Source organism: Pseudomonas sp. Pse79 (genome assembly GCF_024519615.1).
Lineage (GTDB): Bacteria > Pseudomonadota > Gammaproteobacteria > Pseudomonadales > Pseudomonadaceae > Aquipseudomonas > Aquipseudomonas veronii.
Genome location: NZ_JALJRR010000011.1, coordinates 93,714 through 108,793, shown reverse-complemented (window position 1 = coordinate 108,793; position 15,080 = coordinate 93,714). Strand labels below are relative to the sequence as shown.

Annotated in this window: 12 protein-coding genes; 6 read left to right on the top strand and 6 right to left on the bottom strand. The window is 62.4% G+C overall.

Annotated features, from left to right (window positions below):
* Positions 1–20: 20 nt before the first annotated feature.
* From NR164_RS15895 to NR164_RS15875, 5 genes are all read right to left on the bottom strand, one after another.
* Positions 21–545, bottom strand: coding sequence for a DUF2867 domain-containing protein (locus NR164_RS15895; RefSeq protein WP_126589434.1), 525 nt, complete (start codon positions 543–545; stop codon positions 21–23).
* A 350-nt stretch (positions 546–895) separates the two neighbouring features.
* Positions 896–1,771 carry an ABC transporter permease subunit gene (locus tag NR164_RS15890; RefSeq protein WP_046383265.1) on the bottom strand — a complete coding sequence of 292 codons (876 nt, stop codon included), beginning with the start codon at positions 1,769–1,771 and terminating at the stop codon, positions 896–898.
* A complete protein-coding gene (locus NR164_RS15885) occupies positions 1,768–2,649 on the bottom strand; it encodes an ABC transporter permease subunit (protein WP_256822979.1) in 882 nt (293 codons plus the stop codon). Before NR164_RS15885 ends, NR164_RS15890 begins: the two co-directional genes overlap by 4 nt.
* A gap of 44 nt (positions 2,650–2,693) precedes the next feature.
* Entirely contained in the window at positions 2,694–3,836 is a 1,143-nt protein-coding gene (locus NR164_RS15880) for an ABC transporter ATP-binding protein (RefSeq protein ID WP_017845579.1), read from the bottom strand.
* A 245-nt stretch (positions 3,837–4,081) separates the two neighbouring features.
* Positions 4,082–4,843 (bottom strand): gamma-glutamyl-gamma-aminobutyrate hydrolase family protein, encoded by a 762-nt coding sequence (locus NR164_RS15875; RefSeq protein WP_017845580.1) that lies wholly within the window; start codon positions 4,841–4,843, stop codon positions 4,082–4,084.
* A gap of 265 nt (positions 4,844–5,108) precedes the next feature.
* Between NR164_RS15875 and NR164_RS15870 the strand changes: the two genes are divergently transcribed.
* From NR164_RS15870 to NR164_RS15855, 4 genes are all read left to right on the top strand, one after another.
* On the top strand, positions 5,109–6,485 hold the full coding sequence (locus NR164_RS15870; protein WP_017845581.1) for a glutamine synthetase family protein: 1,377 nt from the start codon (positions 5,109–5,111) through the stop codon (positions 6,483–6,485).
* 34 nt (positions 6,486–6,519) lie between these two features.
* Entirely contained in the window at positions 6,520–8,010 is a 1,491-nt protein-coding gene (locus NR164_RS15865; RefSeq protein WP_256822946.1) for an aldehyde dehydrogenase, read from the top strand.
* Between the two features lie 59 nt (positions 8,011–8,069).
* Positions 8,070–9,350: an FAD-binding oxidoreductase gene (locus NR164_RS15860; RefSeq protein WP_046383269.1), complete on the top strand. Its 1,281-nt coding sequence runs from the start codon at positions 8,070–8,072 to the stop codon at positions 9,348–9,350.
* A 261-nt stretch (positions 9,351–9,611) separates the two neighbouring features.
* The gene (locus tag NR164_RS15855) at positions 9,612–10,160 is read left to right on the top strand and encodes a cupin domain-containing protein (RefSeq protein ID WP_010563061.1); all 549 of its coding nucleotides are present in this window, start codon (positions 9,612–9,614) and stop codon (positions 10,158–10,160) included.
* Positions 10,161–10,175: 15 nt separating this feature from the next.
* Here the strand turns inward: NR164_RS15855 and NR164_RS30395 are convergent, their stop codons facing one another.
* Positions 10,176–12,875, bottom strand: coding sequence for a LuxR C-terminal-related transcriptional regulator (locus tag NR164_RS30395; RefSeq protein WP_306218189.1), 2,700 nt, complete (start codon positions 12,873–12,875; stop codon positions 10,176–10,178).
* A 210-nt stretch (positions 12,876–13,085) separates the two neighbouring features.
* Here NR164_RS30395 and NR164_RS15840 point away from each other — a divergent pair, with 210 nt between their 5' ends.
* The gene (locus NR164_RS15840) at positions 13,086–14,048 is read left to right on the top strand and encodes a thiamine pyrophosphate-dependent dehydrogenase E1 component subunit alpha (protein ID WP_046383271.1); all 963 of its coding nucleotides are present in this window, start codon (positions 13,086–13,088) and stop codon (positions 14,046–14,048) included.
* Positions 14,049–14,059: 11 nt separating this feature from the next.
* Complete coding sequence (locus tag NR164_RS15835; protein WP_046383272.1) at positions 14,060–15,079, top strand: alpha-ketoacid dehydrogenase subunit beta; 1,020 nt, start codon at positions 14,060–14,062, stop codon at positions 15,077–15,079.
* Position 15,080: the final 1 nt, after the last annotated feature.

Here is a 15,080-nt window from a genome sequence, read left to right as displayed (position 1 = left end):
GCCCCGCGCCGAACGCCACGCTAGCGCTGATTGAGCATGGCCAGCATGCGTGGCGCGATAAAGCGATGGAACGGCGCCACCGGCAGCATATACAGGCGGCCCAGCCAGTTGTGCGGTTGGACCACGGTGGAGAGCACCACCCGGCGCGCCCCTTGCGCGTCGAGTGGCATAAGGTTGATGGCCAGGTACACATCCAGGTGCCGATCCTGGTCGACCAGCAGCACTTCGTCGGGGGTTTGCGACACCAGCGTGAAAATCCCCACCCGGTCGCCGGGCCGATAGTCGGCGTCCGCACGCTCAAGGTCGATGCGTGTCAGCCTGCCGAGGTCTTTGAGGCCAAACACCTGCACCAGTCGATTGCGCAGCGCCATCAATCGGTCGATCCAGACCGGTGTCCGGGCCATCAGCCGCAGCCCATGCCGCAACGCGCTGCGCTCGCGGTCATCGGCGAAGGTGCTCTGACAATCGATGAAACTGGCACCCGTGGCATGGCGGGCAATACTTGAGTCGAGCGGAAGAGCGCAGTGGCTGACGCTGGCGTTCATAAGGGGTGTCCGAAGGCCATGTAGGGTGGGTAGGGCGTTGTCATTTTGGGTTCCACGAGGTGCCGGGTTCGCACGAGCGCAGGATCAAGTGGGCCAGAAAGTGCAGGGCATCCTCAAGCTTTTTAATTGCTCAGTGCCGCGCACCAATGAAAAACCCAGGGGATCAGGCGCTTTGTCGGCCCACTGAACGCAAAAAAGGCGCCCGAAGGCGCCAAGGGGTTCACCCTGACCGAGGGAGCCGGGTGAAGCCGTTCACAGCAATGGTCGCGGTGGTAAGGCGCGACGGGAACGGAAGCGGGGCGCGCCGAGTGAAGGTGCGCAGGGGTTCATTTGGGGTAACACACGACGGCCTAGGCCGTCGCGGGCGTGCGTTGCGGCTGCCAGGTTTCGCTGGCGGTCTGGTCCATGGCTTCCTGGATCGCCCGCTTGCGGTTGGCTTCGGCCTTGCGGCTGAAATACCAGACCATGAACGTCATCAGCGACACCGCCATCAGGATCAGGCTGGCCACGGCGTTGATCTCCGGCTTGACCCCCAGGCGCACGGCAGAGAACACCTCCATCGGCAGGGTGGTGGAGCCAGGCCCGGAGACGAAACTGGCGAGCACCAAGTCATCCAGGGACAAGGCGAACGACATCATGCCGCCCGCTGCCAACGACGGCGCGATCATCGGGATGGTGATCAGGAAAAACACCTTGAGTGGCCGCGCGCCGAGGTCCATGGCGGCTTCTTCGATGGACAGGTCCAGCTCGCGCAGGCGTGCCGAGACGACCACCGCGACATACGCGGCGCAGAACGTGGTGTGGGCGATCCAGATCGTCACCAGGCCGCGTTCCATGGGCCAGCCGATCATCTGCGCCATCGCCACGAACAGCAGCAGCAGCGACAGCCCGGTGATCACTTCCGGCATCACCAGGGGCGCGGTCACCAGGCCACCGAACAGGGTCCGGCCCTTGAAGCGGGTGACCCGGGTCAGCACGAACGCCGCCAGGGTGCCCAGGGCCACGGCGGCGACGGCGGTGTAGCAGGCAATCTCCAGGGAGCGGGCCACCGAACCCATCAGTTGGGTGTTGTCCAACAGCCCCAGGTACCACTTGAGCGACCAGCCGCCCCAGACCGTCACCAGCTTGGAGGCGTTGAACGAATAGATCACCAGAATCAGCATCGGCAGGTAGATGAACAACAAGCCGAGTACCAGCATCAGGGTCGAAAAACTGAAACGCTTCATGCCCGTGCCTCCATTTCTTTGGCCTGGCTGCGGTTGAACAGCACGATGGGAATAATCAGGATCGCCAGCATCACCACCGCCAGGGCGGACGCCACCGGCCAGTCGCGGTTGTTGAAGAACTCCTGCCACAGCACGCGGCCGATCATCAGGGTCTCCGGGCCGCCCAGCAGTTCCGGGATCACGAACTCGCCGACCACCGGAATGAACACCAGCATGCAGCCGGCGACGATGCCGTTCTTGGCCAGCGGCACGGTGATTTTCCAGAAGTTGTTGAAGTTGCTCGAACCCAGGTCCGAGGCGGCTTCCAGCAGGCTCTGGTCGTGCTTGACCAGGTTGGCGTAAAGCGGCAGCACCATGAACGGCAGGTAGGCGTAGACCACGCCGATGTAGACCGCCGTGTTGGTGTTGAGGATTTCAATCGGGCTCGATATCAGGCCGCACCCCATCAGGAACGCATTGAGCAGGCCGTTATTGCTGAGGATGCCCATCCAGGCATAGACGCGGATCAGGATCGCGGTCCAGGTCGGCATCATGATCAGCAGCAGTAATACGTTTTGCATTTCCTTGCGGGTCTTGGAAATCCCATAGGCCATGGGAAAACCGATCAGCAGGCACATCAGCGTGCTGAGCAGGGCGATCTTCAGCGAGCCCAGGTAGGCCGAGATGTACAACTCGTCGGCACCCAGCAGGCTGTAGTTACCCAGGTTCAGCAGCACCTGGAGTTTCTGGTCGACGAAGCTGTAGATCTGCGAATACGGCGGAATCGAGACGGTCGCTTCGGAGAAGCTGATCTTCATCACCAGGAAAAACGGCAGCATGAAAAACAGGAACAGCCAGAGGAAGGGAATGCCGATCACCAGCTTGCGACCGCTGGGCAGCATACGGATCAACGCTTGATGGAAAGTGCTCATGGTCGATGTACTCATGCCCGCAGTACCACGCCGCTGTCGTCTTCCCACCACACGTACACGGTGTCGCCCCAGGACGGTCGGGAGCCACGGCGTTCGGCGTTGGCCATGAACGACTGGACGATCTTGCCGCTGGGCAGCTCGACGTAAAACACCGAGTGCCCGCCGAGGTAGGCGATGTCGTGGACCTTGCCGCTGGACCAGTTGTGCGCGCAGGTCGGCATTTGGGTGGTGACCAGCAGCTTTTCCGGGCGGATGGCGTAGGTCACCGACTTGTCTTCCACCGAAGTGGCGATGCCGTAGCCGACGTAGATGTTGCGGTCCAGGTCCGCGCACTTGAGCACCGCGTGGCCTTCGGCGTCGTCGACCACCTGGGTGTCGAAGATGTTGACGTTGCCGACGAACTCGCAGACCAGGCGGCTCACCGGCGCTTCGTAAACGTCCACCGGGCTGCCGATCTGGGCGATCCAGCCCAAGTGCATGATGGCGATGCGCTGGGCCATGGTCATGGCTTCTTCCTGGTCGTGGGTCACCATCACGCAGGTCACACCGACGCGTTCGATGATCTCCACCAGTTCCAGTTGCATCTGCGAGCGCAGCTTTTTATCCAGGGCGCCCATGGGTTCGTCGAGCAGCAGCAATTTCGGGCGTTTGGCCAGGGAGCGGGCGAGGGCCACGCGCTGGCGCTGGCCGCCGGAGAGCTGGTGGGGTTTGCGCCGGGCGTATTGGGTCATGTGGACCAGCTTGAGCATTTCCTCGACCCGCGCCTCGATCTCGCTGGCTGGCAGGCGGTCCTGCTTGAGGCCGAAGGCGATGTTCTGGGCCACGGTCATGTGCGGGAACAGGGCATAGGACTGGAACATCATGTTGATCGGCCGTTCATAGGGCGGCATCTCGGTGATGTCCACGCCATCCAGCAGGATGCGGCCTTCGGTGGGCCGTTCGAAACCGGCGAGCATGCGCAGCAGGGTGGATTTGCCCGAACCCGAACCGCCGAGCAGGGCGAAGATCTCGCCCTGGTGGATCTCCAGGGACACATCGTCCACGGCCACGGTTTCGTCGAACTTCTTGGTCACGCGGTCGATCTTCACCAGCACCTTTTGCGGTTGCTGATGACCTTCCAGTGCCTTGCGATAAATGCTGGAGGCGTTTGCCATGTGAAACTCCCAACAGGTCGTCGGGCCAATGCGGCCTGACGTAATAAGGTTGATTGCAAACCTGCACCCTCAGTGCAATGCAGGTTTATTCGGCACCGCCGTCCTGGCTGCCTGGCCTTGCTTGTTGTTGTTCGGGTATTGCCGTTCACGCCGCACGGCAGGCGCACACAGGTGCGCGCGCCGCGTGGGCAGGGCGTGTCAATCGGTAAAGCGAGTGCTGGCGGCCCGGTGCGGGCCGCCTGGTGTCAAAGGCGCTGACGCTGCGCGGCACGTTGCCGGCAGGCATCGCCAAAGGCCTGGAAAATACTCAGGTAGGCCGGGTTCGACAGGACCTGCCATTCCGGGTGCCACTGCACGCCAAAGGCAAACGCCTGGCTGTGCTCCACGGAAACGGCTTCGATCAGGCCATCCGGGGCCAGGGCCTCGACCCGTAGGCCGTCACCCAGGCGGTCGATGCCCTGACTGTGGATCGAGTTGACCTGGATCTCGCCGGCCAGGCCCATGGCCTCGAACACGCCGCCGGGCTGGATCGCCACCGGGTGCGCCGGGGCGTACTGGACGTCGAGGCGCGGGTCGTCGGCTTCGCGGTGGTCCATAAAGCCCGGCAGTTCATGCACCTTCTGGTGCAGGCTGCCGCCAAAGGCCACGTTCATTTCCTGGAAACCGCGGCAGATGCCGAGGACTGGCACGCCGGCCGCCACCGCAGCCCGCAACAGGGGCAGGGTGGTGGCGTCGCGTTGCGGGTCATGGGCGGTGCCCGGCGCGCTGGGAGCGCCTTGATAGTGGAAGGGTTCGACATTGGACGGCGAGCCGGTGAACAGCAGGCCGTCGACGTAGTGCAGCAGGTCCTTGATCTCGCAGAGGTCCGCCAGGGAAGGAATGATCACCGGCAGCCCGAGGGCCGCGACGCTGACAGCACGCAAATACTTGTCGCCGCTGACATGGTAGGGGTGCAAGCCAATCTCTTTGACGCACGCTGTAACACCGATCAATGGCTTGAGTGCCATTTTTATCACCTCGAAATTCACGCTGGAACGAGTTTTTCCAGAGCTTATCTCCGTTGATTTTAATTAACAACTTCAATGTAAAAAATACTAAACGCTTGCGAGTGTGTTCGTGTTGATTGGTTGGGTTGGCGCCCAATTTTGGTGCTATAGCTACCAATATAATTAACGAGCGGTGCCCGTTCTCGCTATTGACTTCACTTTGGCTTTCGGATTGACTGCTGCCACGAAACAGCTTTGAACATAATAATTAACACATAGGTGCATCATGTCGGTCCCACTGCGTACCGTTCAGCTCAACGAAGCCAACGCCTTTCTGAAAAAACACCCGGAGGTCCTGTACGTCGATCTGCTGATTGCAGACATGAATGGCGTGGTGCGCGGCAAGCGTATCGAACGCACCGCCTTGCATAAGGTGTATGAAAAAGGCATCAACCTCCCCGCGTCGTTGTTTGCCCTGGACATCAATGGCTCCACTGTGGAAAGCACTGGCCTGGGCCTGGATATCGGCGACTCCGACCGCATCTGCTACCCGATCCCCGACACCCTGAGCATCGAGCCCTGGCAGAAGCGTCCCACCGCGCAGCTGTTGATGACCATGCATGAACTCGAGGGCCAGCCGTTCTTCGCCGACCCACGGGAAGTGCTGCGTCAGGTGGTGAGCAAGTTCGACGAATTGGGCCTGACCATTTGCGCCGCGTTCGAGCTGGAGTTCTACCTGATCGACCAGGACAACGTGAACGGCCGTCCGCAAGCGCCGCGCTCGCCAATCTCCGGCAAGCGCCCGCATTCGACCCAGGTCTACCTGATCGATGACCTCGACGAATACGTCGATTGCCTGCAGGACATCCTCGAAGGCGCGAAAGAGCAGGGCATCCCTGCCGACGCCATCGTCAAGGAAAGCGCCCCGGCGCAGTTCGAGGTCAACCTGCACCACGTCAGCGACCCGATCAAAGCCTGCGACTACGCGGTACTGCTCAAGCGCCTGGTGAAAAACATCGCCTACGACCACGAGATGGACACCACCTTTATGGCCAAGCCCTACCCGGGCCAGGCCGGTAATGGCTTGCATGTACACATCTCGATCCTCGACAAACAGGGCAACAACATCTTCGCCAGCGAAGACCCCGAGACCAACGACGCCCTGCGTCACGCCATCGGCGGTGTGCTGGAAACCCTGCCGGCGCAGATGGCGTTTCTCTGCCCGAATGTCAACTCCTACCGCCGCTTCGGTGCGCAGTTCTATGTGCCGAACTCGCCGAGCTGGGGCATCGACAACCGCACCGTGGCCGTGCGCGTGCCGACCGGCGCGGCGGATGCCGTGCGTATCGAACACCGGGTGGCCGGCGCCGACGCCAACCCTTATCTGCTGATGGCCTCGGTACTGGCCGGTATCCACCACGGCTTGACCAACAAGATCGAGCCGGGGGCGCCGGTCGAAGGCAACTCCTACGAGCAGAATGAGCAGAGCCTGCCCAACAACCTGCGCGACGCCCTGCGCGAGCTGGACGACAGCGAGGTCATGGCCCGGTACATCGACCCGCTGTACATCGACGTGTTTGTCGCGTGCAAGGAAAGCGAACTGGCCGAGTTCGAAAACTCGATCTCCGACCTTGAGTACAACTGGTACCTGCACACGGTCTGACGGCCCTCCCACTTTTTGCGTTGAGCACACCCTAATGACCAAGCATCGCAACGACTGGGAGCAGTACTTCCAGTCCCTGAACCTTGAAGGCCGGGCCTTTATCGATGGCGAATACCGTTGGGCCGCCAGCGGCGAAACCTTTGACAGCATCAGCCCGGTGGACGGGCGTTTTCTGGCCACGGTCGCCAGCACCGATGAGGCCGACGCCGACGCCGCGGTAATCGCTGCACGCCGGGCGTTCGAATCCGGGATCTGGCGCTTGCAGGCCCCGGCGGCGCGCAAGCGCGTGCTGATCCGTTTCGCCGATCTGATCCTCGAACACCAGGAAGAACTGGCGCTCCTGGAAACCCTCGACATGGGCAAGCCGATCGGCGACTCCATGGCCATCGACGTGCCTGCCACCGCCAACGCGATCCGCTGGAGCGCCGAGGCCATCGACAAGCTCTACGACGAAGTGGCGCCCACGCCCCACGACCAGTTGGGCCTGATCACCCGCGAACCTTGCGGCGTGGTGGCGGCCATCGTGCCGTGGAACTTCCCGATGATCATGGCCAGTTGGAAGTTCGCGCCGGCCCTGGCGGCGGGTAACTCGTTCATCCTCAAGCCTTCGGAAAAGTCGCCGCTGACCGCCATTCGCCTGGCCCAGCTGGCCCTCGAAGCCGGCATTCCCCCAGGCGTGTTCAACGTGCTGCCGGGCTACGGTCACACCGTCGGCAAGGCGCTGGCCTTGCATAGGGATGTGGATGTGCTGGCCTTTACCGGCTCCACCGCGGTGGCCAAGCAACTGCTGGTGTATTCCGGCCAGAGCAATATGAAACGGGTGTGGCTGGAGGCCGGTGGCAAGAGCCCCAATGTGGTGTTCGCCGATGCCCCGGACTTGCGCGCTGCCGCCGCCGCTGCGGCTGCAGCGATTGCCTTCAACCAGGGCGAAGTCTGCGTGGCCGGTTCGCGCCTGCTGGTGCAGCGGTCGATCCGCGAGCCCTTCATTGCGCTGCTGGTGGAGGCGTTCCAGGCCTGGAAGCCGGGGCATCCACTGGACCCGGCGACCAAGGTCGGTGCAGTGGTCGATCAGCGGCAACTGGACAACGTGTTGCGCTACATCGAGATCGGCAAAGAGCAGGGCGCCCAACTCTTGGTTGGCGGCCAGCGCGCCCTGCAAGACACCGGTGGCCAGTACGTGGAGCCGACGGTTTTCGACGGCGTGACCAATGCCATGACCATCGCCCGCGAAGAAATCTTCGGCCCGGTGTTGTCGCTGATCAGCTTCGACACCGAAGAAGAAGCGCTGTCGATCGCCAACGACAGCATCTTCGGCCTGGCCGCCGCAGTGTGGACCGCCGACCTCAGCCGCGCCCACCGCTTTGCCCGGGGCCTGCGTGCCGGCAGCGTGTGGGTCAACCAGTACGACGGCGGCGACATGACCGCGCCGTTCGGCGGCTTTAAACAGTCGGGCAATGGCCGCGACAAGTCGCTGCACGCCTTTGACAAGTACACCGAGCTCAAAGCCACCTGGATCAAGCTCTAAGCCCAAATAACAACGGCGATTGCCGGCGCGTGCCGGCCAGTCGCCAGGGAGTCCTAACCATGCAACCCCATGTAAACAGCTATTACGCCGCGACCCGCAACCACACCGGCGACTTCCCTGTGCTTGAAGAGTTGGTCGAGTGTGATGTCTGTGTCATCGGCGCCGGCTACACCGGCCTGTCGTCGGCGCTGTTCCTGGCGGAAGCCGGCTACAGCGTCACCGTGCTCGAAGCGGCCAAGGTCGGCTTTGGCGCCAGCGGGCGCAACGGCGGGCAACTGGTCAATTCCTACAGCCGTGACGTGGATGTCATCGAGCAGCGCTACGGCGAAAAGAGCGCCGAAATCCTCGGCAGCATGATGTTCGAAGGCGCCGAGATCATTCGCCAGCGCATCCAGCACTACGACATCCAGTGCGACTACCGCCCGGGCGGGATCTTCGCCGCGTTGAACAAAAAACAGCTCAAAGGCCTGGTCGAACAGAAAAGCAGTTGGGAGCGTTATGGCAACCGCAACCTGCAACTGCTCGACGCCAAAGACATGGCAAACGAAGTGGGCTGTGAAAATTACATCGGCGGCCTGCTGGACAAGCAGGGCGGCCACGTCCATCCGCTGAACCTGGCCCTGGGCGAAGCCAGCGCGATTATCGGCCTGGGCGGCAAGATCTTCGAACAATCGGCGGCCGAGGAAATCACCTACGGCGAACCCAACGTGGTACGCACGGCCAAGGGGGTGGTTCGCGCCAAGTACCTGTTGATCGCCGGCAACGCCTACCTGCCGCAGAATCTCGACCCACGGGTGACGCGCAAAAGCATGCCCTGCGGCTCGCAGATCGTGGTCACCGAGCCGCTGTCGGAGGAAGTGGCACGCAGCCTGATTACCCACAATTACTGCGTCGAAGACTGCAACTACCTGCTCGACTATTACCGTCTGACCGCTGACAACCGTTTGCTGTACGGCGGCGGCGTGGTCTACGGCGCCCGCGAGCCGGACGACATCGAACAACTGATCCGGCCGAAGATCCTCAAGACCTTCCCGCAGTTGAAAAACGTCAAGATCGACTACCGCTGGACCGGCAACTTCCTGCTGACCATGTCGCGCATGCCGCAATTCGGCCGTATCGAAAAGAACGCCTACTACATGCAAGGGTATAGCGGCCACGGCGTCACCTGTTCGCACCTCGCGGGCAAGCTGATCAGCGAAGTGATCCGCGGTGACGCCGAACGCTTCGACGCCTTCGCCTCGCTGCCGCACATGCCGATGTTCGGCGGCCGCACCTTCCAGGCCCCGCTGACGGCCATGGGCGCCGCCTACTACGCCCTGCGCGACCGACTCGGTATTTGACCGGTCAGCCACACACGCGCCGCGAGCCCCCGGCCCACGCCACCTTCGGCCGCGGCCGCGGGCTTGCTTTTTTTGCGCATGCAGGCATATTCAGCAGCGCTACAGCTCCACCCGCAAACGTGATTTAATAGCCGCCTTTCAGGTTTCCGGGTCGGGTAATCGGCGAATTTCGCAACATTGCCTGCCCGCGCTCGCCCCAGCTCCTGCAACGCTATCGCAACCGATAAACATCACGACACTCACCCCTTATATAAGGCAGCTATGGACACGGGCACCCGACTCAAACTCGTTCGCGAAAGCTACAAACTCTCCCAGCGCGAGCTGGCCCGTCGTAGCGGCGTGACCAACGCCACCATTTCCCTGATCGAACAGAATCGCGTCAGTCCCTCTGTCAGTTCCCTGAAAAAGCTGCTGGAAAGCATCCCCATGTCCCTGGCGGACTTTTTCACCTTCGACCAGCCGCCACGCGAACACCAATACGTCTTTCGCGCCAACGAACAGCCCGACCTGGGTCGCGACGGCCTGCGCCTGCTGCTGGTGGGCGCGCCGATCCCCAGCCGCCAGATGCGCTTTCTGCGCGAGCAGTACGCACCCGGCGCCAGTTCCGGCGAAGAGCCGATCGTGCATGTCGAAGGCGAGGAGTGCGGCCTCGTCACCCGTGGCACCGTCGAACTCACTGTCGATGGCCAGGTCAGCATATTGAACCCAGGGGATGGGTATTACTTCCCCACCACCTTGCCCCACAGGTTCCGCAATATCGGGCAGGATGAGGCGGAAATCATCAGCGCGAATACGCCGGCGAACTTCTAGGCCAGCGCCCGGCGCCTAATCGAGCAGACTAAGCTCCCGGGCCCGGCTCATGGCCTGGATGCGACTGGTGACCTGGAGCTTGGCGTAGAGATTCTTCAAATGCCATTTCACGGTCTCGCTGGAGATGTCCAGGCTGCGGGCGATCTCCTTGTTCGATTGCCCTTGAGCCACCAGCAACAGCGTCTGGCTTTCGCGCTCGCTCAGGGCACAGCCCAGGTCAGGCTCGGTGATGGGCGTCGAGTCCAGCAGGCTTTGTATGTAGTCTTTGAACGGTGCCTTGAGATCCTTGAGGGCGCTGAGCAGGTCCGTCAGCTCGGCGCCGCTGTCGAGTAATGTCTGTTTCATATGTTGGCGGCGTGCGGTATCCAGCACCGGCAGCAACACCTCCATCGCCTGTTTGCCCTGGCCATCGCGCCACAGGCTCAGCGCCCAGTGCGTACGTGCGCGCAAGCCATCGAGGACTTGCCCGCCGCGCTCATCCTCATCCACTTGCAGTGCCCAGGTGCGGGCGGCTTCGCCATGTTTGCCGTCATTGGCCAATACACACGCATGGCTGACTCGATGGTTGCGCTCAAGGGCCTGGTGCAAAGGTGCCTCGGCCCGGTGGTGGCTGCTCAAGTCGGCCAGTTGCTGGAGCAAGTGGCGGGCCTGGGACGGGGCGTTGCCGTGAAGGTGCGCCTGAATCTGTTCGGCCAGCAGCAACCCTTGCAGGCGTGGCCAGCGCCGTAGCGTTGCCAGTTGTTGGGCGTGTTCCAGCAGACGATGCGCCTGGCTGTAGTCGCCTGCGTGTAACGCACTGCGGGCCAGGGCGCGGTAGGCGCTGAACAGGGCATCGAGCGGCGCAATCGCGTCCACCTGACGCAGCCGTGGCTGCAGTTCGCGGTGCAAGGCCTGCCAGTCACCGCGTTCGTACCACAGTTCGGCGAGCAGCGCGGTGAGGGTGGCGCTGCCGCTCGATTGCGCCCCTGTCAGTTGCTCGGCGTGTACCAGGGCCTGGCGGTAATAGTGCTCGCCGCTCTCCAGGTCCGCCTGGCGGACATGGCTCAGGCCCAGAATAAAAGCGCGGTAGACACTGACAAACAGGTTCTCCGAAGGCGTCGCCGGGCATGGCATGTGCCGTTGCACGGCTTGCGCATCCTGATAACGCCCGCGCACCAGATAGTCGTAACTGAGGATGTTGCACACCAGGCCATCGACCCAGCGATCCCCGCTGGGCAACTGCGCCAGTAGCGGTTCCACATGCTCCAGGCCCTGGCTGATGCGTTCGGCGAAGGACTCGTTGATCGCGCAGATCACCTGGCGTTTGATCAGCAGGCGCGGGCTGACGCCGGGCTGTTCCAGCAACGGGTGCAGGTCGAGCAGCAACTGCCGTGATTCGTCGAAACGAAAGTGGTGGGCCAGGGCCCAGCTCAGGTTCAGTTGCAGGTCGATGCGTTGCTCGTCCAGGGGCGACAAGGCGCTCAGCGGCAGGTTTTGCAGCCAGCGCACCAGGGTGTCGATATCGCCTTCTTCGGCGAGGGACTGGGCACCCTTGTCGGCACAGGTGGTGCTGTTGGCCAGTTGTCCGGCGGCCAAGGCATGGCGGATGGCTTCAGCCCAGTATTGATGGGCGGCCAGCCAGTTGCTGGCGCGTTGATGCAGTTGGGCAACATCGGTGTTGCTGGCGGACAGACGCTGGTGAAGGGTCTCGGCAAACAGCGCGTGGTAGCGGAACCAATGCCCCTGGGGATCGAGGGAGCAAATGAACAGGTTGTGCTGTTCGATGAACCCTAGCATCTGTTCGCCGTCCTCGCGCCCGGTAATGGCGTTGCACAAAGACGCGGTGAAGCGATTGAGGATCGAGGTGTGCAGCAGGAAGCTCTGCACCCGGGGCGGCAGAGGCTCCAGCACCACGTCTTGCAGATAACCACCGATCACCCGCGATCCGCGTTCCAGATGTGCCCAGCGGCGCACCGGGTCACTGCCGGTGGGCGGTGCCAAGGATGCCATCTGGATCCCGGTGATCCAGCCTTCGGTCAGGCTCAGCAGGCGTTGCAGGTCGGCGGTGTCCAGCTTGAGATCGGTGGTGCGGGAAAAATAGCCCGCTGCTTCGTCGAGGTTGAAGCGCAACGCGTTGGCGTCGATTTCCACCAGTTGGTTGCGTGCGCGCAGGCGGCTCAAGGGCAATTGCGCGGCGTTACGGCTGCCAATCAACAGGTGCAGGCAAGCGGGGGCGTGCAGCACCAGTTCCAGCAGGTCTTGCTCTATCAACTGATGGCGGACCAGATGCACATCGTCTAGCACCCAATACAGCGGCTGTTGGCGCAGGTTGAGCTGGTTGATCAAGGCGCGCATAAAGCCTTGTGCGGACGGCTGCAGGTCGCCGGTCAAATCGGCCAAGGCCGGGTCGGCGCTGCGCAGGGCGGCCAGCAGATAACGACGAAAGTATTCGGGACTATCGTCCTGCTCGTCCAGGCTCAACCACGCCACACTGTGGCCCTGGTCGAGCAGGCACTGGCGCCATTGGCTGAGCAGGGTGGTCTTGCCGAAACCGGCCGCGCCGCACACCAGTGCCAGACTGCGTTCGTGCAATAGGTCGAGTTTTTCCAGCAGGCGCGAGCGGCTCAGCAGGGTGCCGGCCGCGCGGGGCGGGCCGAGCTTGGTGCTGATCAGCGGCAAGCCATGACGGAGGCTGAACGCGCCCTGGCTGTAGGCAGGCAATGTCAGGTGTTCCATGGATGGTCGTCTTGGTGTGGTCGAGTATCGATCATTATTTTTGTAGACCCTCGTTTTGCAAGGTTAATCCCCTCAAGCGGCAATTACCGCCCCCCCATCCGGGTAGTTATGGCATCGGCCAGAGCCTCTTACCGTACCGCCACGCCATCGTCGGTCGCCTGATTCAGGTCATCGACCCCCCTATAAAAAACCAGAGATGAGGGCGAGCCCATGTCGCTTAGCAAGTCAAAACTGCTTCAGGCCTATCGCAAGATGCGCGAGATTCGCGTGTTCGAGGAGCGGCTGCACCAGGAAAACACCACTGGGGATATCCCCGGCTTCATCCACTTGTACAGCGGCGAGGAAGCAATCGCCGTTGGCGTCTGCGAGAACCTGACGGACGCTGACTATATCGGCTCGACTCACCGTGGTCACGGCCACTGCATCGCCAAGGGCTGTGACCTGCACGGCATGATGGCGGAGATCTTTGGCAAGGAGTCGGGCCTGTGCCGGGGTAAGGGCGGCTCCATGCACATTGCCGACCTGAGCAAGGGCATGCTGGGCGCCAACGCCATCGTCGGCGGCGCACCGCCTCTGGCCATTGGCGCCGCACTCACGGCGAAAACCCTGGGCACGCGCAATGTGGCGGTGTCGTTCACCGGCGACGGTGGCTCCAACCAAGGCCTGGTATTTGAAGCCATGAACATGGCCGTGGTGCTCAAGTTGCCAACGGTATTCGTGTTCGAGAACAACGGTTTCGGCGAAGCCACCGGCCACGATTACGCGGTCGGTGGCCGGGATATCGCCAACCGCGCCGCCAGCTTCGGCATGCCTGCGGTGAAGGTCGACGGTACCGACTTCTTTGCCGTCTACGAAGCCGTAGCCGTCGCGGTGGAGCGGGCACGCAATGGTGAAGGCCCGAGTGCCATCGAGGCTGTTGCCCACCGCTGGCACGGGCATTTCGAAGGCGACCCGATGCTGTATCGCGCCGACGGCGAAGTGGAGCGCCTGCGCCGAGACAACGACCCGCTGCAAATTTTCAGTAAGCAAGTCGAGGGGCAAATATCCGCAGAGGAACTGCAAGCCATCGATGACGAGGTCCAGGCCCAGGTCGATGACGCGGTGGCCAAGGCTCGCATCGCCGATTACCCATCGGTGGACAACCTGCTGACCGACGTTTACGTCTCTTACTGAGGATTTGGAATATGGCAATTCGTACTTTTCGTGAAGCAGTCAAAGAAGCCCTGGCCCAGGAGATGGAACTCGATCCGCGCGTCGTGTTGATCGGGGAAGACGTTTGCGGCGGCCAGGCCGGTACCGCCGAGGTCGGCAGCAAGGGCGAAGCCTTCGGTGGCGTGCTGGGGGTGACCAAAGGCTTGTGGACCCAGTTCGGCTCGTCCCGGGTGATCGACACACCGATCACCGAGTCGGCGATCGTCGGCATGGCCGCAGGCGCAGCGGTGACCGGTCTGCGGCCGGTGGCCGAGTTGATGTTCATGGATTTCTTCGGCGTGTGCCACGACATGCTCTACAACCAGGCGGCGAAGTTCCGTTACATGTTCGGCGGCAAGGCCAAGGCCCCGCTGGTGATTCGCGGCATGATTGGCGCCGGGTTCTCCGCGGCCGCCCAGCACTCGCAGTCGCCCTACAACATCTTCGCGACCACCCCGGGCCTCAAGGTGGTGGTGCCGTCCAGCCCTTACGACGTCAAAGGCCTGCTGATCCAGGCGATCCGCGATGACGACCCGGTGGTGTTCTGTGAACACAAGATCCTCTACGACATCAAGGGCGAAGTGCCCGAGCACGCCTACACCATCCCTTTTGGCGTCGCCAACTACACCCGCGAAGGCACCGACGTCACCATCATTGCCCTGGCAGCCATGGTGCACAAAGCCAATGAGGTGGCGGACAAACTGGCGGCTGAAGGGATCTCTGTGGAGGTAGTGGATCCGCGCACCGTGTCGCCGTTGGACGAAGAGGGCATTCTCGAATCCGTGGCCTCTACCGGGCGCGTGGTGATTGTCGACGAGTCGGCCGCGCGCATCGGCTTTGCCCATGACATTGCCGCGCTGATCGTGTCCCAGGCGTTTTACCACCTCAAGGCGCCGATCATCATGGTCACGCCGCCGCACACCCCGGTTCCGTTCTCACCGGTGCTGGAGCAAGCGTGGATCCCTAGCGTACAACGCATCGAAGCCGCCGTTCGCAAAGTGATGGAGGGCTGAC